This window comes from Bacillus sp. FSL M7-1020, from assembly GCF_038050415.1.
Classification (GTDB): domain Bacteria; phylum Bacillota; class Bacilli; order Bacillales; family Bacillaceae_G; genus Bacillus_A; species Bacillus_A toyonensis.
Window position 1 is genome coordinate 4,015,886 of the sequence record NZ_JBBOTW010000001.1, and the last position, 20,919, is coordinate 4,036,804.

At 37.7% G+C, this 20,919-nt stretch carries 16 protein-coding genes, 1 pseudogene and 1 other annotated feature; of the genes and pseudogenes, 2 read left to right on the plus strand and 15 right to left on the minus strand.

Going from position 1 to position 20,919, the window contains the following annotated elements; genetic code table 11:
- Nucleotides 1–42: 42 nt before the first annotated feature.
- Genes mnmA through cymR form a run of 3 tightly spaced genes read right to left on the minus strand, consistent with a single transcriptional unit; the run spans nucleotide 43 to nucleotide 2,772 of the window.
- On the minus strand, nucleotides 43–1,158 hold the full coding sequence (gene mnmA, locus MHB70_RS20585) for a tRNA 2-thiouridine(34) synthase MnmA (RefSeq protein ID WP_001038014.1): 1,116 nt from the start codon (nucleotides 1,156–1,158) through the stop codon (nucleotides 43–45).
- 16 nt (nucleotides 1,159–1,174) lie between these two features.
- Complete coding sequence (locus MHB70_RS20590; protein ID WP_000439899.1) at nucleotides 1,175–2,320, minus strand: cysteine desulfurase family protein; 1,146 nt, start codon at nucleotides 2,318–2,320, stop codon at nucleotides 1,175–1,177.
- 35 nt (nucleotides 2,321–2,355) lie between these two features.
- Nucleotides 2,356–2,772, minus strand: a complete 417-nt coding sequence (gene cymR / locus MHB70_RS20595) for a cysteine metabolism transcriptional regulator CymR (RefSeq protein WP_000704116.1) — start codon at nucleotides 2,770–2,772, stop codon at nucleotides 2,356–2,358.
- Nucleotides 2,773–3,168: 396 nt separating this feature from the next.
- Here cymR and MHB70_RS20600 point away from each other — a divergent pair, with 396 nt between their 5' ends.
- Nucleotides 3,169–4,455 carry a replication-associated recombination protein A gene (locus MHB70_RS20600; protein ID WP_000812907.1) on the plus strand — a complete coding sequence of 429 codons (1,287 nt, stop codon included), beginning with the start codon at nucleotides 3,169–3,171 and terminating at the stop codon, nucleotides 4,453–4,455.
- Between the two features lie 37 nt (nucleotides 4,456–4,492).
- Nucleotides 4,493–5,134: an RsfA family transcriptional regulator gene (locus MHB70_RS20605; protein WP_000857727.1), complete on the plus strand. Its 642-nt coding sequence runs from the start codon at nucleotides 4,493–4,495 to the stop codon at nucleotides 5,132–5,134.
- Between the two features lie 534 nt (nucleotides 5,135–5,668).
- On the opposite strand, the gene MHB70_RS20610 is transcribed toward MHB70_RS20605, so the two are convergent.
- The 12 genes and pseudogenes from MHB70_RS20610 to secDF all read right to left on the minus strand — a co-directional run bounded on the left by MHB70_RS20610 (nucleotide 5,669) and on the right by secDF (nucleotide 20,657).
- Nucleotides 5,669–6,436, minus strand: a complete 768-nt coding sequence (locus MHB70_RS20610) for a tRNA threonylcarbamoyladenosine dehydratase (protein WP_061529654.1) — start codon at nucleotides 6,434–6,436, stop codon at nucleotides 5,669–5,671.
- 500 nt (nucleotides 6,437–6,936) lie between these two features.
- Nucleotides 6,937–8,712: an aspartate--tRNA ligase gene (aspS, locus tag MHB70_RS20615; protein WP_000840918.1), complete on the minus strand. Its 1,776-nt coding sequence runs from the start codon at nucleotides 8,710–8,712 to the stop codon at nucleotides 6,937–6,939.
- Between the two features lie 12 nt (nucleotides 8,713–8,724).
- Entirely contained in the window at nucleotides 8,725–9,996 is a 1,272-nt protein-coding gene (gene hisS, locus MHB70_RS20620) for a histidine--tRNA ligase (protein ID WP_033657340.1), read from the minus strand.
- A gap of 69 nt (nucleotides 9,997–10,065) precedes the next feature.
- Nucleotides 10,066–10,296 (minus strand) — a binding site (T-box leader).
- 54 nt (nucleotides 10,297–10,350) lie between these two features.
- The gene (locus tag MHB70_RS20625; RefSeq protein ID WP_001242605.1) at nucleotides 10,351–10,527 is read right to left on the minus strand and encodes a hypothetical protein; all 177 of its coding nucleotides are present in this window, start codon (nucleotides 10,525–10,527) and stop codon (nucleotides 10,351–10,353) included.
- A gap of 85 nt (nucleotides 10,528–10,612) precedes the next feature.
- Nucleotides 10,613–10,804, minus strand: a complete 192-nt coding sequence (locus MHB70_RS20630) for a hypothetical protein (protein ID WP_001104578.1) — start codon at nucleotides 10,802–10,804, stop codon at nucleotides 10,613–10,615.
- 79 nt (nucleotides 10,805–10,883) lie between these two features.
- Nucleotides 10,884–11,216, minus strand: a pseudogene (locus MHB70_RS20635) (YrdB family protein).
- A 265-nt stretch (nucleotides 11,217–11,481) separates the two neighbouring features.
- Entirely contained in the window at nucleotides 11,482–11,922 is a 441-nt protein-coding gene (locus MHB70_RS20640) for a D-tyrosyl-tRNA(Tyr) deacylase (protein ID WP_001266954.1), read from the minus strand.
- Nucleotides 11,923–11,939: 17 nt separating this feature from the next.
- Entirely contained in the window at nucleotides 11,940–14,123 is a 2,184-nt protein-coding gene (gene relA, locus MHB70_RS20645) for a GTP diphosphokinase (protein WP_001262805.1), read from the minus strand.
- 210 nt (nucleotides 14,124–14,333) lie between these two features.
- Nucleotides 14,334–14,846 (minus strand): adenine phosphoribosyltransferase, encoded by a 513-nt coding sequence (locus tag MHB70_RS20650; protein ID WP_000346217.1) that lies wholly within the window; start codon nucleotides 14,844–14,846, stop codon nucleotides 14,334–14,336.
- Nucleotides 14,847–14,911: 65 nt separating this feature from the next.
- Nucleotides 14,912–17,233: a single-stranded-DNA-specific exonuclease RecJ gene (gene recJ / locus MHB70_RS20655; RefSeq protein ID WP_061529655.1), complete on the minus strand. Its 2,322-nt coding sequence runs from the start codon at nucleotides 17,231–17,233 to the stop codon at nucleotides 14,912–14,914.
- Between the two features lie 101 nt (nucleotides 17,234–17,334).
- Nucleotides 17,335–18,228 carry a cation diffusion facilitator family transporter gene (locus MHB70_RS20660; protein WP_000409731.1) on the minus strand — a complete coding sequence of 298 codons (894 nt, stop codon included), beginning with the start codon at nucleotides 18,226–18,228 and terminating at the stop codon, nucleotides 17,335–17,337.
- Between the two features lie 164 nt (nucleotides 18,229–18,392).
- Nucleotides 18,393–20,657, minus strand: coding sequence for a protein translocase subunit SecDF (gene secDF / locus MHB70_RS20665; protein WP_001119095.1), 2,265 nt, complete (start codon nucleotides 20,655–20,657; stop codon nucleotides 18,393–18,395).
- Nucleotides 20,658–20,919: the final 262 nt, after the last annotated feature.

A 20,919-nucleotide genomic window follows, 5' to 3' on the forward strand; every position in this document is an offset into this window, starting at 1 on the left:
TAAAAGAAACCTCTAACCGCTAATCGGCAGAGGCTTCTCGTTTTATCCTAAATAATCTAATTTCTTACCACTATGATATACTTCATCAATTGTAGCGCCGCCTAAGCACTCATCTCCATCATAGAAAACAACTGCTTGGCCTGGCGTAATCGCACGAATTGGCTCATCACAAAGAATACGAACTGTATTTTCATCAACAATTTGAACCGTTACTTTATTATCTGCTTGACGATAGCGGAATTTCGCTGTGCATTTAAATTCTGTTTCTTTTGCTTTGTTACTTACCCATCCTACATTCGTAGCGATAACTTCATCACCATATAGAAGTTCATTATGGAATCCTTGATCAACATATAAAATGTTGTCTTTTAAGTTTTTCCCAACAGCGAACCATGGATCACCGTTACCACCAATACCAAGGCCATGACGTTGTCCAATTGTATAGTACATTAAACCGTCATGTTTTCCTTTCACTTCACCAGATAACGTTTGCATCACACCTGGTTGCGCTGGTAAATAGTTACTTAAGAAATCTTTAAAGTTACGCTCGCCAATGAAGCAAATACCAGTACTATCTTTCTTCGCCGCTGTCGCTAAACCAGCTTCTGTCGCCATTTCGCGAATTTGCGGTTTCTTTAATTCACCTAATGGGAACATTGTTTTTGATAATTGCTCTTGGCTTAATTGATTTAAGAAATACGTTTGGTCTTTATTGTCATCAACGCCGCGAAGCATTTTATATTCGCCGTCCATATAAGCAACACGTGCATAATGGCCTGTCGCTACATAATCAGCACCAAGCGCAATTGCATGCTCTAAAAATGCTTTAAATTTAATTTCTTTGTTACACATTACATCTGGGTTTGGTGTACGACCAGCTCGGTACTCATCTAAGAAGTACGTAAATACTTTGTCCCAGTATTGTTTTTCAAAGTTTACTGCATAATACGGAATACCGATTTGGTTACACACTTCAATTACATCATTGTAATCTTCTGTTGCTGTGCAGACACCATTCTCATCTGTATCATCCCAGTTTTTCATAAAAATTCCGATCACATCATAACCTTGCTCTTTTAATAAAAGAGCTGCTACAGATGAATCGACGCCACCGGACATCCCGATGACAACGCGTGTTTCGTGAGGTAGTTTGTTCATCATGTCACCTCCCATGCTAATTTTGTGTTAATCGCTTCACGATTTTCACTGTTTCGTACGCCGCTTTTTCAATTTGCTCTTTCGTATTTCCAAGACCGAAACTAAAGCGTACGGATGAACGTATTTGATCGGAGTCTTTTCCGAACATCGCCACTAATACATGTGATGGATCAATCGAACCAGCTGTACAAGCAGAACCACTTGATACTGCAATGCCAGCTAAGTCTAAGTTCACAAGAAATGGTTCAATGTTCATTCCTGTAAAACTGATATTCAACACATGTGGTAAGCGATATTCCAAGTTTCCGTTTACCTCGAAAGTAATGCCTTCATTTTTGAAGACAGATACCATTATATCTTTAAACTCTTCATATTGGGCATTTTTTTGCTCACGAGTTTTTTCAGCTAAAAGAATTGCATGTTGAAGTCCGACAATACTAGGTACATTTTCAGTACCAGCACGGCGTTTTCTTTCTTGCTCTCCGCCTATTAATAACGGTTCAAATTTCAAATTTGCACTAGCGTATAAGAACCCTACGCCTTTTGGCCCGTTAATTTTGTGCGCTGAAATTGATAATAAATCAATCCCAAACTCTTTCACATTTATTTCTACTAAACCATAAGCTTGTACCGCATCTGTATGGAAATAAGCTTGATGCTCTTTTAGCAGTTTTCCTATTTCCGCAATCGATTGCATCGTCCCTACTTCATTATTCCCAAACATAATAGATACAAGAATTGTCTCTTCTGTTAATGCCTTTTGTATGTCAGAAAGTTGAACACGCCCCGTTTCATCGACAGGTAAATATGTCACTTCAAACCCTTCACGCTCAAGCAATTCACACGTATGCAAAATCGCATGATGTTCAATTTCCGTCGTTATAATGTGGTTACCTTTATGACGGTTTGCGCGTGCTACACCTATAAGCGCTAAATTATCAGCTTCTGTACCACCGCTCGTGAATATAATTTCATTCGGGTTCGCATGGATGCTTTTTGCACACACGCGTCTCGCCTCATCTACTGCATGGCGCGCTTGACGTCCATAAAAGTGAATACTAGACGGGTTTCCGAATGTTTCTGTCATATATGGAATCATCTTTTCGACCACTTCTGGGTGAGTCGGAGATGTCGCAGCATGATCTAAGTAAATGCGTTCCATTAAATCTCCTTCTTTCCAAATCGTTTCACAAGGAATTAAATGTAAAACATATAGCCCCCGTGATTTTCTTCCTCATAACGCACTAAATCTTCTAAAGTTGTACTATCTAACACTTCTTGCACCGCATCTCGAACACGCATCCATAATTGGCGCTGTGCTGGTTCTTCTTCTTCTATCATTTCTACAACACTAATTGGACCCTCTAGTACACGGATTACATCCCCAGCTGTAATGTTAGCCGGTTGATCAGATAATACATATCCGCCATATGCACCACGCGTACTCTTTACAAGACGAGCGTTACGAAGTGGTGAAATTAATTGTTCTAAGTAATGTTCCGATAAGTCATGTGCCTGTGCGATTGATTTTAATGAAATCGGACCTTCACCAAACTTTTTTGCAAGATCGATCATAATTGTTAAGCCGTAGCGGCCTTTTGTTGAAATCTTCATCTATTTTGCACCTCTTTTCAAATTTTCACTTCTATTGGTTATATCTTATTTATCCCGCTATTTGCGGGCAGTAAAACTCCCACCTCAAAATCCGGCTGGAGCAAAGAAGTTAGGTAGGGGATAAACAAAACCCCCACTGATTAAAGTTTCACTTTATAAAAGAACACAATTTAAAATCCTATGAAATTATAGCATAATATAGTATTATAAGAAATTTCAACTTGTGTATCAAAATGATAACATAAAATCACATTGAAAAACTCGGAAATTATTAAAATTGAAAGAAAAATGAAAATATTCATATTCATCTTTCCCATAAAACAGCATCCTATTTCAAATTCCACTAAAAAAAATGATACGATAAAATGAGATTATATAGTAAGGGAGACGGTAAAAATGAAACAACCACTCGCACATCGAATGCGCCCTACAAATATTCAAGAAATTATTGGACAACAGCATTTAGTTGGTGAAGGAAAGATTTTACGGCGAATGGTCCAAGCAAATCATTTTCAATCTATGATTTTATACGGTCCTCCAGGTACAGGAAAAACATCAATAGCTAGCGCAATTGCGGGAAGTACTGGAACACCGTTTCGCCTATTAAATGCTGTTACTCACAATAAAAAAGATATGGAAGTTGTCGTACAAGAAGCGAAGATGCATCAACACCTCGTTTTAATTTTAGATGAAGTTCACAGGTTAGATAAGGCGAAACAAGACTTTCTATTACCTCATTTAGAAAGTGGACTCCTTACTTTAATCGGTGCAACGACGAGTAATCCATTCCATGCGATAAACTCTGCTATCCGAAGCAGATGTCAAATCTTCGAGTTACACGCACTAACAGAAGATGATATTTTAATTGGTTTAAAACGAGCTCTTGAAGATAAAGAAAAAGGGCTTGGGGAATATGATGTAACTGTTACGGATGGAGCATTACATCACTTTGCAAATGCATCAGGCGGAGATATGCGTTCAGCTTATAATGCACTTGAATTAGCTGTTTTATCTAGCTTTACAACTGACGACAAAGCTGCGGAAATCACGCTAGAAATCGCAGAAGAATGCTTACAAAAAAAGAGTTTCGTTCATGACAAAGGTGGAGATGCTCATTATGACGTATTATCGGCATTTCAAAAATCAGTGCGCGGAAGTGATGTAAATGCAGCACTTCATTATTTAGCACGCCTTATTGAAGCAGGTGATTTACAAAGTATCGGTAGACGCCTTCTTATTATGGCATATGAAGATATCGGACTTGCTAGCCCGCAAGCTGGACCGCGCACACTTGCAGCGATCGAGTCAGCTGAACGAGTTGGATTCCCAGAGGCACGCATACCACTTGCAAATGCCGTTATCGAGCTATGCTTATCACCAAAATCAAATTCAGCTTATAAAGCACTTGATGCTGCATTGCACGATTTACGTAACGGTCAAACAGGTGACATTCCAGGTCATTTAAAAGACAGTCACTATAAAGGCGCTGAATCGTTAGGTCGAGGCATTGGATACTTATATCCACATGACCATCCAAATGGCTGGGTACACCAACAATACTTACCTGATAAAATAAAAAACAAGCAATATTATAAACCGAAAACAACAGGGAAATTTGAGCAAGCACTTTCTACTGTTTATGAAAGATTACAAAGTTCGAATAAAACGAAAAATAAAGGGTAACATAAACGAAAACGTCACCATTACGGAGGCTTCGCTTATGAAAACACGTCAAGATGCATGGACAAGAGAAGACGATCTCCTTTTAGCAGAAACTGTTTTACGACATATTCGTAGCGGCAGTACACAAATCAAAGCATTCGATGAAGTTGGCGATGCTTTGAACCGCACTTCAGCAGCTTGCGGTTTTAGATGGAATGCTGAAGTACGAGCGAATTACGAAGATGCGGTACAGATTGCAAAAAAACAACGTAAAGAATTAAAACGTTCTGAAGCAAAAATAGAAAAAGAGCAGTTTACACAAACTCGGCAACTCGTAATCGATGCCGAGTTTTCAGAAAATATCACGCCAAGTCAACAGGAACTTACAATGCAAAATGTCATCTCATTTTTGCAAAACATGGAACATAATAACCCTTCAACCGCAAAGTTGCAAACTGAAAATGAGGTATTACAAGATCAGCTTACTTCCTTGCAAAAAACGAATCATGAACTTGAAGCAAAATTAGCGGTACTCACAAAAAAACAACAAGCAATCGAAGAAGATTATGCAATGCTTGTTAGAATTATGGATCGTGCTCGAAAACTTGTTTCAGTTGAAGAACAAGAAGAACAGATTGCTCCCATTTTCAAAACCGATCAAAACGGGAATTTAGATATTATTTATTCTGCAGAGAATTAAAAACAGGGATGTCACTTTTTTGATTAAGTGACATCCTTGTTTGTTTTCGGTGAACCGTATATAGATATATCGGTAAATGAAATTATATCAACGATTTTTCGAATATATCTATCGTAACTTGCAATATATCAACGATTTTTCAAATATATCTATCACAACTTGCAATATATCAACGATTCGAAAAAGAATATCGATTTAACGACAAAAATTGACAATAATATTTCTCCCTGTCATACAAGGAAACTCCCAAAATATATTAGATAATTTTTATTTAAATGTCATTATAACCATACCCCTTTAAAGGGATATGGTTGCTATTTCATTAATAATTTTCAAAATAACTCTTGGCCTTCTCGTCCTGACTTTAGCTCTCTTCACCATTAACAGTCTAAAAAAGACATCCGCCTATAAATCAGATAAATATCATCATTACTTACTAACCTTACTTACATTTGAATTATTAATATTGCAAATATCAATAATTCTTTAAAACATAGAAAAAGCATATATCCGAAATGGATATATGCTTTCCTTTTATTCTTGCCCTACACGCTTCACTTCTACGTTTTTAATACGCTCACGTACAACGTGACTTGCCATAATTAAGCCTGCCACAGATGGTACGAATGCATTTGAAGAAGGTGGTAATTTCGCCTTACGAATTTTTGCATTTTCGTCTGGTGCGATTTCTTTACGTACTTCTTCACGAATTACGATTGGGTTTTCGTCAGAGAAGACAACTTTTACACCTTTTTTAATACCCTCTTTACGAAGCTTCGTACGAATTACTTTCGCAATCGGATCTGTATGTGTTTTAGAAATGTCCGCAATACGGAAACGAGTTGGGTCCATTTTATTTGCTGCACCCATACATGAGATAATTTTAATTTTACGACGTAAACATTGTTTAATTAAATGGATTTTGAACGTAATCGTATCAGATGCATCCACTACGAAATCTAAACCGTGTTTAAAGAACTCTTCATATGTTTCATCTGTATAAAACATTTCTAATCCAATTACTTCACATTCCGGATTAATGTCTGCAATACGCTCTTTCATTAATTCTACTTTTGAACGCCCTACAGTAGATACTAAAGCGTGAATTTGACGGTTTACGTTTGTAATATCTACAACGTCTTTATCAACTAATACGAGACGTCCTACACCAGAACGCGCTAACGCTTCAGCTGAAAATGATCCTACGCCGCCAATTCCTAAAATACCGATTGTACTATTTTTTAATATTTCAAGTCCTTCTTTACCGAAGGCTAATTCATTACGTGAAAATTGATGTAACATTCAGCTCTACACTCCTATTACAAAAATGGTCTACCATGTATTCTAGCGTTTTTCCGACTATTTGTATAGAAAAAGTTATAGAATTCCTAAAAATACATATTTCAAACAAAAACATAATATAAACCGGACTTTTATTTCTTCCTACATACACGTTTTAAAAGGAGGATTCAGAGGGCCGAGCAGATCGAGGCACGTATGCTAGGAAGAGCGCAGTGTAGCTTTACTACTCGAGCACCGGACTGGCGAAGCAACGACGAAATGCGACTGCCATCTGAACCGAACTTTTTTAAACTTCCTCTCAATATACGTTTAAAAAGGAGGATTTAGAGAACCGAGCAGATCGAGGCACGTATGCTAGGAGGAGCGCAGTGTAGCTTTACTACTCGAGCACCGGACTGGCGAAGCAACGACGAAATGCGACAGTTATCTAAACCGGACTTTTTAAACTTCCTCTCAAAAAAAGTCTAGACGGCTATAGTATAACCATCTAGACCCTATTCTTACTTCTCTTCTTTCAAGCTTAATTTTAAGTTCAGTTCTTCAAGCTGAGCTTCTGCAACTGGGCTTGGAGCTTCTGTTAATAAGCAGCTTGCGCTTGCTGTTTTCGGGAATGCAATTGTATCACGAAGGTTCGTACGACCTGCAAGTAACATAACAAGACGGTCTAAACCTAATGCAATTCCGCCGTGTGGTGGTGTACCGTATTCGAATGCTTCTAATAAGAATCCGAATTGTTCTTGCGCTTCTTCTTGTGAGAATCCAAGCGCTTTAAACATTTTTTCTTGTACGTCACGCTCGTAAATACGAAGTGATCCGCCACCAAGCTCATAACCGTTTAATACAAGGTCATATGCTTGTGCACGTGCTTTTTCTGGTGCTGTTTCTAATAGCTCAACGTCTTCACGGAATGGCATTGTGAATGGGTGGTGAGCTGCGAAGTAACGATCTGCATCTTCATCGTACTCAAGAAGTGGCCAATCAGTTACCCATAGGAAGTTAAATTTACTTTCATCTATTAACTCAAGCTCTTTACCTAAACGTAAACGAAGTGCACCTAAGCTATCTGCAACAACGCTTTTCTTATCTGCTACGAATAGTAATAAATCGCCAGCAGTAGCTTCTAATGTACTCATTAACGCTTTTGCATCTTCTTCGCCGAAGAATTTCGCAATCGGTCCTTTTAAGCCGTCTTCTTCCACTTTAAGCCAAGCTAGACCTTTTGCACCGTATACTTTTACGAATTCAGTTAATGCATCAATGTCTTTACGAGAGTATTTGCTTGCGGCACCTTTTGCATTAATTGCTTTTACTTGTCCGCCGCTTTCTACAGCACTTGTAAATACTTTAAATCCACAATCTGCTGCAAATTCAGATAGGTCTGTTAGTTCCATTTCAAAGCGTGTATCTGGCTTATCAGAACCGTAGCGAGCCATTGCATCAGCATATTTCATACGAGGGAATGGTGCACTAACTTCTACACCTTTTGCATCCTTCATAACTTTCGTCATCATACGCTCCATCATATCTAAAATTTCATCTTGCGTTAAGAATGAAGCTTCGATATCGATTTGCGTGAATTCTGGTTGACGATCCGCACGTAAATCTTCGTCACGGAAACAACGTGCTACTTGATAGTAACGCTCAAATCCGCCGACCATAAGAAGTTGTTTAAATAATTGTGGTGACTGTGGTAATGCATAGAATTCACCGTCGTGTACACGGCTTGGTACTAAATAGTCACGAGCTCCTTCTGGTGTGCTCTTCGTTAAAATTGGAGTTTCAACTTCTAAGAAGTCTTCTGTATCTAGGAAGTTACGAATTGTTTTCGTTACGTCGTGACGCATTTTGAATGTGTTAAACATTACAGGACGACGTAAGTCTAAGTAACGATATTTTAAACGCACATCTTCTGATGCATCTGTATCATCAGCGATAATGATTGGTGTTGTTTTCGCTGCGTTTAATACGTTTACTCTCGTTGCTTGTACTTCAATACGACCAGTTGCCATATTGTCATTAATTGCGCCTTCACCACGTTCAACAACTGTACCTTCTACGTGCAATACGTATTCACTACGAATCGTTTCTGCTACTTCTAGTGCTTCTTTTGATGTTTCTGGGTTAAATACGACTTGCACGATACCTGTACGGTCACGTAAATCGATGAAGATTAATCCACCTAAGTCACGACGTTTTTGTACCCAACCTTTTAATTGAACTGTTTGTCCAACAGCTTCTACTGTTACTTTTCCACATGCATGTGTTCTTTCAGCCACTGTAAGTTCCCCCTATATTAATTTCTCTGCTACGTATGAAGCAAATACATCTAATGCTACTTCTTCTTGTCCGCCTGTTGCCATATCTTTTAAGTTAATGATGCCTTTATCTAGCTCATCTTCCCCTAATACAGCTACAAATTTCGCATTTAAACGATCTGCTGATTTAAATTGTGCTTTCATTTTGCGATCTAAATAATCTTTTTCGACTGATAATCCAGCTTTACGAAGATCAAACGCAACTTTCGCAGCATGGTCTTTCGCTTTTTCACCAAGAGCTACAACGTAACAATCAATACTATGTTCAATTGGTAACTCAATGTTCTCAGCTTTTAGCGCCATAATTAGACGTTCAATACTCATCGCAAAACCGATACCTGGCATTTCTGGTCCACCGATTTCTTGTACAAGTCCATTATAACGGCCACCACCGCTTAATGTAGTGATAGCACCGAAACCTTCTGCCTCACTCATAATTTCAAAAACAGTGTGTTGATAGTAGTCTAAACCACGCACTAAGTTTGGATCTTTTTCAAATGGAACATCCATCATCGTTAATAGTTCTTGAACTTTATCGTAGTATACTGCTGAATCTTCGTTTAAGTATTCTGTAATAGATGGTGCTGTACCCATTAATTCATGGTTACGGTCCTTCTTACAGTCTAAAATACGAAGTGGATTCTTTTCTAAGCGAGATTGGCAATCAGAGCAGAACTCGCCGATGCGTGGCTCAAAATGAGCGATTAATGCATCGCGGTGCGCTTGACGGCTCGCTGCATCACCTAAGCTGTTTAATACAACTTTAATATTTTTTAAGCCCATGCCGCGGTAAAACTCTACAGCAAGTGCAATTACTTCTGCATCAATTGCAGGGTCGTTACTACCGATTGCTTCAATACCGAATTGTACGAATTGACGATAGCGACCTGCTTGTGGTCTTTCGTAACGGAACATTTGACCGATATAGTATAACTTTGTTGGTTGCGTTGCGTCACCGAACATTTTGTTTTCAACGTAAGAACGTACAACAGGTGCAGTACCTTCTGGACGTAATGTTAAACTGCGCTCACCACGATCTTGGAATGAATACATTTCTTTTTGTACGATATCTGTCGTATCACCAACACCACGTAAAAATAACTCAGTGTGTTCAAAAATTGGTGTGCGAATTTCTTTATAATTGTAACGACGGCAAATTTCGCGTGCTTGCCCTTCGATATACTGCCATAACTCAACAGTGCCTGGAAGAATATCTTGCGTTCCGCGTGGGATTTGAATAGACATATTCAGTTCCTCCTCAAATTGTTTTAATCTTAATAAAAATAAAAAAACTCCCGCCTCTACTGTTTGAACAGTAGGGACGAGAGTATTATACCCGTGGTGCCACCCTAATTGAAGCACGTATGCTTCCACTTTTTTAATAACGCTTAAATGTGCGTTCATCCCTACTAAGCATATATGCCGTTCAAGTTGAAACCTCTAGAGTGTCATTCAATCAGTCATCATGTAGAAATGTTTTCAGCCTAAGACATCTCTTCTCTTTCCATGTGTATCTCATTTACTCTTCTCTATCAACGGTTATATTCATATGTAAATATAAAATTACTATACGTTTGTTGAGTACGATTGTCAAGTGTTCTAAGAGCGTTCAATCTGCTTCTTAAGACGCTTTACATCTTGAAGAGAAATTCCAAACTCAGAAGCAAGCTCCATCGAAGTATTGTTTTGTTCTTTTGAAATAAAATCATGAAAATTCACGTTAAACAGTTGATTTGCACCGTTTGTAACAGAATGCCCTTTTTCATTCATACGCATACGTATATCCCTCACATTCAATATGGATGTTTTACTTTTTATTGTTCCATATTGATGAGGTAGTTATACGTATAAACGAATAACGTTATTCCATACCACTTTTATATAAATAATCCGCTCTTTGAATCATAAAGGTTGTTACAACCATTGCTGCTATTACAAATACTGCCCAAGTACTGTAACTTAGCACTGCGAAAGTAACTCCTAATGCATGTAAAAAAATAGCTAAGCTAAATCGCAATGAAAATTTCAAATCTTTAAAGATTGACCAATTCATATACTATCTCCCCTTTTCACACATACATCCGAATGTTTTTACCATTTTTCACATTATACTATATAATGGATAACACAAGCTATTGATTCCAAATCAACATCAGCATTCGATTTATAACAATAATAGTTACCAATCCACTCGCCAGCATAGGATGCTTCAAATGATACAACGCTGCAACATCCGCTTCAAACATGATAATCTCTAACAATACATGCAATATACCTTGTACTTCTCATTCTGCATGCGGAGCTCCAAATAGCTCCCAAATGACTGCAACAACAATCGAAAAAATAATAGCAAGTGTAATTTTTATAGCCGTTATTGTTCCTACCCGAAATCCCCAGTATCCAACAATCCCAAGAACACATAACTCTAGCATAAAACGTAAAGTTATATTGAATTCTTGAAGCATGCTACACCTTCTTTTCCTTTTATTCCCCTTCGAATTAATCCTATGATAAAGTGAAACTTTAATCAGTGGGGGTTTTGTTCATCCCCCACTGATTATCAGCCCTCACCAATCGGGCTTTTACGGGCAGCCCGCCCCCTAACTTCTTTGCTTCCGCTGAATTTTGAGGTGGGGTTCTTACTGCCCACAAATAGCGGGATAAATGAACAAAACATACAACAAAGTATAAAAAAGAGAGGATTATATAATCCTCTCTTCTTAGGCCATACTATTTACTTTCTACAATTAAGGTCACCGGACCATCATTGATTAAAGAAACGTCCATCATTGCACCGAACTTCCCTGTTTCTACATGCAATCCTTGTTTACGAACTTCTTCATTAAAGAAATCGTATAAATGCTCTGCATAGTCAGGTTTCGCAGCATCCATAAAGTTTGGACGTCTTCCCTTGCGGCAATCGCCATATAATGTGAATTGCGAAATTGATAGAACTTGTCCTTCTACATCGAGTACAGAATGGTTCATCTTTCCGCTCTCATCTTCAAAGATGCGTAAGTTCGCGATTTTTTCCGCAATGTACGTTGCATCTTTTTCAGTATCTTCATGCGTAATGCCAACTAGTAATGTTAAACCGAATGGAATTTGTCCTACAATCTCACCATCTACTGTGACAGACGCCTCTTTTGATCGTTGTAAAACAACTCTCATCTTTTCTACACTCCCTATTAATGCATCATGCGTCGTACTGCATAAATTTCAGGAACACGTTTAATGCGTTCTACTACTTTTTTCAAGTGTTGTAAGTTACGAATCGAGATCGACATATTAATTGTTGCCATCTTATTACGATCACTTCTACCAGAAACAGCTGAAATGTATGTTTTCGTCTCTGTAACAGCTTGCAATACTTCATTTAATAAACCACGGCGATCATAGCCTGAAATTTCGATATCAACGTTGTATTCAATTTCTTTTTCAGGGCTACCTTCCCACTCTACTTCTAATAAGCGCTCTACAGCTTCTTCTGTATGAATATTTACACAATCACGACGGTGAATCGATACGCCCCGACCTTTCGTAATATACCCAACGATATCATCACCTGGAACTGGGTTACAGCATTTTGACAAACGAATTAATAAATTGTCAGCACCACTTACCTTTACACCAGAATCCCATTTTCGAATTTTCATCGGTTTACGAACTTCTTTAACTTCAACAATTTCTTCTTCTTCACGCTGCTTACGGAACTTGTCCGTTAGTCGCGTAACAATTTGCGACGCTGTAATTCCGCTATATCCAACTGCTGCAAACATATCTTCTTCATTTGCAAAATTAAACTTCTCGGCAACACGTTTTAAATTGTCAGGAGCTAACACTTCTTTCATCTCATACTCTAGACCACGTACTTCTTTTTCAACAAGTTCACGGCCTTTTTCAATATTTTCGTCTCTACGCTGTTTCTTAAAGAATTGACGTATTTTATTTTTCGCATGAGATGTTTGAGCAAGTTTCACCCAATCTTGGCTTGGGCCATACGAATGTTTCGATGTTAAAATTTCAATGATGTCACCCGTTTTTAATTTATAATCAAGGGTCACCATTTTCCCATTTACTTTTGCACCAATTGTTTTATTCCCGATTTCTGAATGGACACGATAAGAAAAGTCAATTGGAACAGATCCAAGTGGTAATTCCATTACATCGCCTTTCGGTGTGAAGACGAATACCATGTCAGAGAATAAATCAATTTTTAATGACTCCATAAACTCTTCTGCATTAGAAGCTTCATTTTGCCATTCTAATATTTGACGGAACCAAGTTAGTTTCTTCTCTAATGTACCTGTTGTTTCTGCGGTCTTTCCTTCTTTATACGCCCAATGTGCCGCGATACCGAATTCTGCAATTTCGTGCATTTCTTTCGTACGAATTTGCACTTCTAGCGGATCACCTTTCGGTCCAATTACCGTCGTATGAAGAGATTGATATAGATTTGCTTTCGGCATTGCAATATAATCTTTGAAACGACCTGGCATTGGCTTCCAGCAAGTATGAATAATTCCAAGCACCGCGTAACAATCTTTAATACTATTTACAACGACACGTACAGCTAGTAAATCGTAAATTTCATTAAACTGTTTATTTTGCAATGCCATTTTACGATAAATACTGTAAATATGTTTTGGTCTTCCAGAAATCTCAGGTTGAATGGAAACTTCTTTTAATTTCTCACGAATACCAGTCATTACTTCATCTAAATATTCTTCACGCTCTGCACGTTTACGCTTCATTAAATTTACAATACGATAATATTGTTGCGGATTTAAATAGCGAAGTGACGTATCCTCTAACTCCCATTTAATAGTACTAATTCCGAGTCTATGTGCTAAAGGTGCAAAGATTTCTAACGTTTCATTCGCAATGCGACGCTGCTTCTCTTGAGGCAAATGTTTCAATGTACGCATGTTATGAAGACGATCAGCTAGTTTAATTAAAATAACTCGAATATCTTGAGCCATTGCGATAAACATTTTGCGATGGTTTTCTGCTTGTTGCTGCTCATGAGATTTATATTTAATCTTTCCGAGCTTTGTAACACCATCGACAAGCATAGCGATTTCTTTATTAAATTCTCGCTCAATATCTTCTAATGTAATCTCTGTATCTTCCACTACATCATGTAAGAAACCTGCCGATACTGTAGCTGGATCCATGTGTAAATCAACTAAAATACCTGCAACTTGAATTGGGTGAATAATATATGGTTCACCCGATTTTCTATATTGTTCGCTATGTGCATCGCGTGCATATTCATAAGCACGTGCCACTAGCTCAATATCTTCAACCGCTAAATATTGACTTGCTTTCTCGAGTACCTGTTCAGCTGTTAGTACTTGCTCATTTGCCATCGAATCACCTTTTATTGAAAATTGACTTTGTATTTATTAAATAGAATAAATTATATTCTATCATTATAACCCAATGATTGTGAATTGTGAAAAGGAAAAGATTTTACTGACATTTCACCTTATTTTTTTGTTCAATTATACAAAAGTACCCGCTCCTCTCCAAGAGATTCACGGGTACTTTTTATCACCGTAGTTTTACCTATATAGTGATTAGTATTTTTCTAATACTAATACATCGTAACCATCTAACATTTTACGACCATCTAAGTAAGTAAGCTCTACTAAGAATGCAATCCCTGCTACAACTCCGCCAAGTTCTTCAACTAGCTTAATTGTTGCTTCAATTGTTCCACCTGTAGCTAATAGATCATCAGTAATTAATACGCGTTGACCTGGTTTAATTGCATCTTTATGGATTGTTAAAACATCTGTACCATATTCTTTGCCGTAGTCAACTGTAATTACTTCACGTGGTAATTTTCCTAATTTACGAACTGGCGCAAATCCTACTTCTAATGCATAAGAAACTGGGCAACCGATAATAAAACCACGAGCTTCTGGTCCTACTACAACATCGATATCTCTTTCTTTTGCATACTCAACGATTGCATCTGTTGCTGCTTTGTATGCTTTACCGTCGTTCATTAAAGGTGTAATGTCTTTAAACACAATACCTTCTTTCGGATAATCCGGTACAATTGCGATATGTTGCTTGAAATCCATATTTCTGAATCCTCCTCAGATATAAAAGGTTTGTAAATACAAATCCTTTACCCTAACTGTTCTACTTATTTATGATTACGAATCGTTTCAAACCATGTATATAGTTGCTGATATGTGCTATAAACCAATTCTTTTTCTAATTGTAAGTGGTTCATTTTCTCACGATATGTGTTCGATTCAATTAAATCACGCTTTTGTTTTTGTCCGGCCATAAAAATGACACCGTCTTTTATTGTAACAAATTCTAACTCAAAAAACACCTGTGTCATGAAATTTACTGTATCTTTTGACCAACCTTTATGGCGACATAGTTGTTCCCCATATTGTCTTAAAGAAAATGGTGATTTTTGGTTTAAGAAAGAATAGTACCATTTAAAATGTTCCCTCGTTGGGACTGTACTAAATAGATGATTGTTCTCTTGATAAAATAACGTATAGATTCTAGATGGGAATCCTACTTTAAATAAATCACGCAATTCATCTGTTCCTTTTGGCAAATCGAGTAACACGATGTATTGATCATCTAAATGAGTTACCTCTGATGCATGCACAAGATGTTCTTTATAGTCTTCTAAAGAAAACTTATTCAATACCTCTTCAGAAAAATACACCATTGTTATTTTTTCTTTCGGAAGTTCTGCTAAATTTGCTTCCACATTACGCATACTACGCCAATCAAATAATTGCCATGCCTCTACAGCAATATCTTGTACCATTAATTGTGGCTTCTTAAAATTATTCCATTCATTAATGGATGCCTCTCCTATTACAGATACCTTAGCAACTGGAGAAATTTCTTTTGCATACGCACCAAATCCGAATCCAATTGTATCCAGTGTTGCCTGTCCGTCACGAAGTGCCATTTTCAAATGTGAACCATCTGATCCGATTGCACGAATACTTTCTAATTCAGCATTTTTCACTGCAAGACGTGGTTTCGGATTTCCAACACCAAATGGCGCTAACTTTTGCATATCCTCAATTGCTGCAAGCGTTACATCTTCCACTTTACAAAATGTATCAACTGCTGTGATTGGAATAAAATCCGCTTCTGTTAAAATTGCATCCGCTTGCGCATTTAAGCGGCGACGTAACTCATCTACATCATTCATATGTAGCGTCATTCCTGCGGCCATCGGATGCCCTCCGAAGTGCGGTAATAACTCTCTACAATCCGACAAGTTTGCAAACAAATCAAATCCCGCGATACTACGTGCTGAACCCTTTGCTGTTTCTTTGACAGGATCAATGCTTAATACAATTGTTGGACGATAAAAACGTTCAACTAATTTAGAAGCGACAATTCCAATTACACCTGGATTCCAGCCTTCTTTTGCAAGCACTAACACTTTATTTTCTTCTGGCGGGAATTTATTTTCCACTTCAGCGATAGCCTCTTCTGTAATTTGCTTTACAATATCTTTTCGAAGTTTGTTCAGCTCATCAATTTCTTCAGCCAGTTCTTTCGCTTCCTCTGGGTCATCTGATAATAATAGGTGTACAGCCGGCGTAGCATCTTCTAAACGCCCAACTGCATTAATACGCGGTGCGATTGAGAATCCAATGCTTTCTTCTGTAATTTCACTTTGCGAAACGTTAGCAACTTTAAACAATGCCTTTAAACCAATATTTTTCGTCATTCGCATATGTTTTAAACCGCGCTTCACTAGCAATCTATTTTCGCCATGAAGTGATACTAAATCGGCTACCGTACCGATTACTGCAATTTCTAATAAATGTTCTGGTACACGACCTAATAGTGCATGTGCAACTTTAAACGCAACACCTACACCGGCTAAATAATGAAACGGATACACACCGCCATCTAGTTTTGGATGAATAATCGCGAGTGCTTCTGGTAATTCTGGCGGTGGCTCATGGTGATCCGTAATAATAAGATCTATTCCAAGTTCCTTCGCTACCTTCGCTTCATGTACCGCTGCGATACCAGTATCGACAGTAATAATAAGTGAGAACCCTGCACTATGCGCCCAACGAAACGCTTCTTCGTTCGGTCCATAACCTTCTGTAAAACGGTTTGGAATATAAAATTCTACCTCTGCACCTAATTCTTGCAGAGCAAGATATAAAACCGTTGTACTACTTACTCCGTCCGCATCATAATCACCAAATATTAATATTTGCTCTCCATTTTGAATCGCCTTATTTACACGTTCTACCGTTCTATCCATTCCTTCTAATAAAAACGGATCGTGAAATTCTTGATTTTCTGTATTTAAAAAATCTAAAATCTTATCTTCTGTATCTAATCCTCTACCGAGGAATAACGAAATGACAAGTGGTGATAGTTGTAACTTTTTTGCTAATTCACTCACTCGCTCTTCATTATATTCTTTTTCTTTCCAACGCGTCTTCGGTTGTAACACGAAATCACCCCTTAACCTGTTTATTATACAAGACAGATTAAGGGGTGACAATATAATGCAAACTACGATGCAATATCTATATACTAAAATGTTAATGATATTTAATTTGGAGAATACGGATTTATATGTACAAACACATTTTGTACATTATCTTGTTTCATAAGCATTTCTTTCACATGTTTTCCAATACGGTGTCCTTCTTCTACAGTAATGTATGGATCTACAGAAACTTTAATATCGACAATAACATAGTGACCATGTTCTCTCGCATATAAAGAACCGATTTTTTTCACACCATTTACTTGCAGGACAGCTTCTCTAAGCGGAATAACATCTTCCTCATGAAGTACATGATCAAGCGTTGCATGAATCGCTTCCGCCCCAATACTCCACGCCATCTTTGCAACAAGGAGTGAAACAAATAACCCCGCAACCGGATCCGCATATACAAGCCAATCTAAACCTAGCTTACCACCGATAATAGCTGCACAAATACCGATTAAAGCTGCAATTGAAGAAAATACATCCGAACGGTGCTCATATGCATTTGCAATAATTGCATCACTATTTACCCTCTTCCCTAATCGGAATTTATATTGAAACATTCCTTCTTTCACGACAATCGAAAGAATAACAGCAAAAATCGTAATTCCTTTCGGTGGTTCTAGTTCTTGCGAAAAAGCTTTTATAGACGAAATCGCTATCTCGATGCCCACAATAAATAATAATACTGCAACAATAATCGCTGAAATCGATTCCGCTTTACCATGACCGTACGGGTGATCTTCATCTGGTGGTTGCTTTGCTGCTCGCAATCCAAAAAGTACAGCTAGCGAACCAATTACATCTGATGCAGAATGCACAGCATCCGCTAATAGTGCTTTACTGTTCCCGATATAACCAATTACCGCCTTTACAATCGCTAATATAATATTACCAACGATTCCGACAATAGCACCAAACTCGGCCTGTTTAAAACGTTCATCTTTTTCCATAATTAAAATCCCTTCTTTTCTTAACCTATCTTGTTATCCCGATTTATTGTATCAAAAACAACGATAACATCACCACTTTCTTCCATCTTTCTTCTGTAAAAAGTTGCTATCTTATTGTATCCACAAACGAAAAAAGAGATGCCTCCTAATGAGGCATCACCTTTTTATACTTGTGGTTCAGATACTTCTTTCTCAACCTTCTTCTTGTTTTTGCCCTTTTTCAAACGACGGTTTTCAAGCATTAACCAAATTTGAGAAGCAACGAAAATAGAAGAGTACGTACCTACAACTAATCCAATTAATAACGCAAGTGAGAAGTTACGCAGTGATTCACTACCGAAAATAAGTAGTGCAATTACTGGGAACAACACTGTTAAAACAGTATTAATTGAACGACCAATTGTTTGACGAATACTTGAGTTTACGATTTCTTCTAAATCTTTTAAATCACGAACTCGTTTTTTCTGTTTGTATAATTCACGGTTTCTATCAAACGTAACGATTGAGTCATTGATAGAGTAACCAATAATGGTTAATACCGCAGCGATAAACGTTAAGTCTACCTCTATTCGGAAAAGACTAAATACAACAATCATAACGAAGGCATCATGTAATAATGCGATTACTGCAGATACTGCGTACGTAAGACGGAAACGAATACTTACGTATAAAACGATTACTGCAGAAGCAATCAATACTGCGATAAATGCATTTCGTGCAATCTCTTTACCGATTGTCGGTGAAACTGTACTTACATTCGGATCTGTACCGTATTTATCGTGGAAGAATGTTTTCGTTTTCGCAATTTCATCTTTTGATAGAACACCTAATGTACGAACTGCGAAACCTTTATTGTCATCTCCAGTCGGTACAATATTTTCTTCCTTCACATCGATTTTCAATTCTTTAAAATCTTTATGAACATCAGCAACAGTAACTGCTTGTTTTGATTGCAAGTCGATACGTGTACCACTTGCAAAGTCAATACCAAGATTCATTTTGAAAATCGGTAATATAATTGCCCCAGCAATTACGACTACAATTGAGAATAAGAAGAATTTATGACCGATATTTACGAAGTTAATACGATCAAATCTCGTTGGCGGATGTACTACACCTTTTGTTAATGGAATAATATCCTTTTCCTTAACACCAAAATAAGATGGTTTTTTATCGAAGTAACGGCTCTTTACAAGTAAACTTAGTAAGAAACGAGTACCGAATACGTTCGTAATGAAACCGACTAAAATACTAACAATTAAACTTGTTGCGAAACCTTTTACAGAACTATTACCGTAAGCAAATAATACACCGGCTGCTGCAATTGTTGTAATGTTCGCATCTAAAATTGTCGCTAATGAACGATGGTTACCAGCACGAAATGCTGACATCATTGACTTACCAATTTTCAGCTCTTCCTTTAACCTCTCGTACGTAATGATATTCGCATCAACTGCGATACCTACCCCGAGCACTAATGCCGCAATACCTGGCAACGTAAGAACCGCATGCATCCAGTTAAAGACAAGTAATGTAACGAAAATGTATAAACCTAACATAATAACCGCTACAAGCCCTGGTAAACGGTAGAATACAAGCATAAATAAGAAGATAATAGCAATACCGATTGCACTAGCGAAAATCGTTTGCTCTAATGCTTGTTGACCAAATTTCGCTCCAACAGATGTTGAATACATTTCTTTTAAATCAACAGGAAGTGCACCTGCATTTAATAAAGATGAAAGTTCTTTCGCACTTTCAACTGTAAAGTTTCCACCTACGATAGATACTTCAGCTTGGTTAAACACTTGGCTTACTGTTGCTGCTGATAAAAACTTCGGATTCGGTTTTGCAGATTCTGCTTTATACGAATCTTTTCCTTCTTCAAAATCAAGCCATATTACCATTAAATTCGTTGGTGGTGGCATCTTTGAAATTTTTTCAGTTACTGCACGGAATTTTTCAGCGCTTTTTAATGTAAGACCTACGCTCGCACGGCCTTGCTCATCAAATGTTTGCTTCGCTCCGCCGCCTTTTAAATCCGTACCATCCATAAGAAGATTGTCATCCACATCACGGAATGTTAATTTCGCTTGTGTTGATAACATTTCACGTGCTTTTTGCTGATCTTGTACACCAGCAAGCTGTACACGAATTCGATTTTCTCCTTCAATTTGGATGTTCGGCTCACTTACACCGAGAACATTGACACGATTTTCAAGAGCACCTACTGTACTTACAAGTGCCTCTCGGTCAATTTTATCGCCTTTTTTGGCTGGTTTTACTTCATACAGAACTTCAAAACCACCGCGAAGGTCTAGTCCTAGACTAATTCCTTTTGCTATGTCTTTTCCTGCCGCACCAATTACGCCACCGATTAATAAAACGATGAGGAAAAAGGCGGCAATTCTCGTACCACGCTTTGCCATATGTACCCTCTTTCTGCTACTAACACTTTCAATAAATCTCTTACGATTCACTGCTATACGTGTGCATACACCTAGTTAGTAGACTTCCTTTCTATAAAATACATTTGTTTTTTGCTAGTTCATCACTAGCTGTGTCGGTAAACCTTACGCAATACCTACACTTTCATTATTTATTTTTCTTCTTCACTACCTCCTTTACATATAATCTTAGACATCGTTATTTCCTCTTTATCAATACCTATCATTATACTGCAAAAGGAAG

What these genes read in the sequence shown, in the direction of transcription:
- MHB70_RS20625 (WP_001242605.1), bottom strand. Translation starts at nt 10,527, where the DNA reads ATGCGTATGAATGAAAAAGGGCATTCTGTTACAAACGGTGCAAATCAA.
- MHB70_RS20630 (WP_001104578.1), bottom strand. Translation starts at nt 10,804, where the DNA reads ATGAATTGGTCAATCTTTAAAGATTTGAAATTTTCATTGCGATTTAGC.
- mnmA (WP_001038014.1), bottom strand. Translation starts at nt 1,158, where the DNA reads ATGAACAAACTACCTCACGAAACACGCGTTGTCATCGGGATGTCCGGT.
- MHB70_RS20590 (WP_000439899.1), bottom strand. Translation starts at nt 2,320, where the DNA reads ATGGAACGCATTTACTTAGATCATGCTGCGACATCTCCGACTCACCCA.
- MHB70_RS20650 (WP_000346217.1), bottom strand. Translation starts at nt 14,846, where the DNA reads ATGGATTTCAAGCAACATATCGCAATTGTACCGGATTATCCGAAAGAA.
- secDF (WP_001119095.1), bottom strand. Translation starts at nt 20,657, where the DNA reads ATGGCAAAGCGTGGTACGAGAATTGCCGCCTTTTTCCTCATCGTTTTA.
- MHB70_RS20640 (WP_001266954.1), bottom strand. Translation starts at nt 11,922, where the DNA reads ATGAGAGTTGTTTTACAACGATCAAAAGAGGCGTCTGTCACAGTAGAT.
- cymR (WP_000704116.1), bottom strand. Translation starts at nt 2,772, where the DNA reads ATGAAGATTTCAACAAAAGGCCGCTACGGCTTAACAATTATGATCGAT.
- MHB70_RS20610 (WP_061529654.1), bottom strand. Translation starts at nt 6,436, where the DNA reads ATGTTACATCAATTTTCACGTAATGAATTAGCCTTCGGTAAAGAAGGA.
- hisS (WP_033657340.1), bottom strand. Translation starts at nt 9,996, where the DNA reads ATGTCTATTCAAATCCCACGCGGAACGCAAGATATTCTTCCAGGCACT.
- relA (WP_001262805.1), bottom strand. Translation starts at nt 14,123, where the DNA reads ATGGCAAATGAGCAAGTACTAACAGCTGAACAGGTACTCGAGAAAGCA.
- MHB70_RS20600 (WP_000812907.1), top strand. Translation starts at nt 3,169, where the DNA reads ATGAAACAACCACTCGCACATCGAATGCGCCCTACAAATATTCAAGAA.
- MHB70_RS20605 (WP_000857727.1), top strand. Translation starts at nt 4,493, where the DNA reads ATGAAAACACGTCAAGATGCATGGACAAGAGAAGACGATCTCCTTTTA.
- MHB70_RS20660 (WP_000409731.1), bottom strand. Translation starts at nt 18,228, where the DNA reads ATGGAAAAAGATGAACGTTTTAAACAGGCCGAGTTTGGTGCTATTGTC.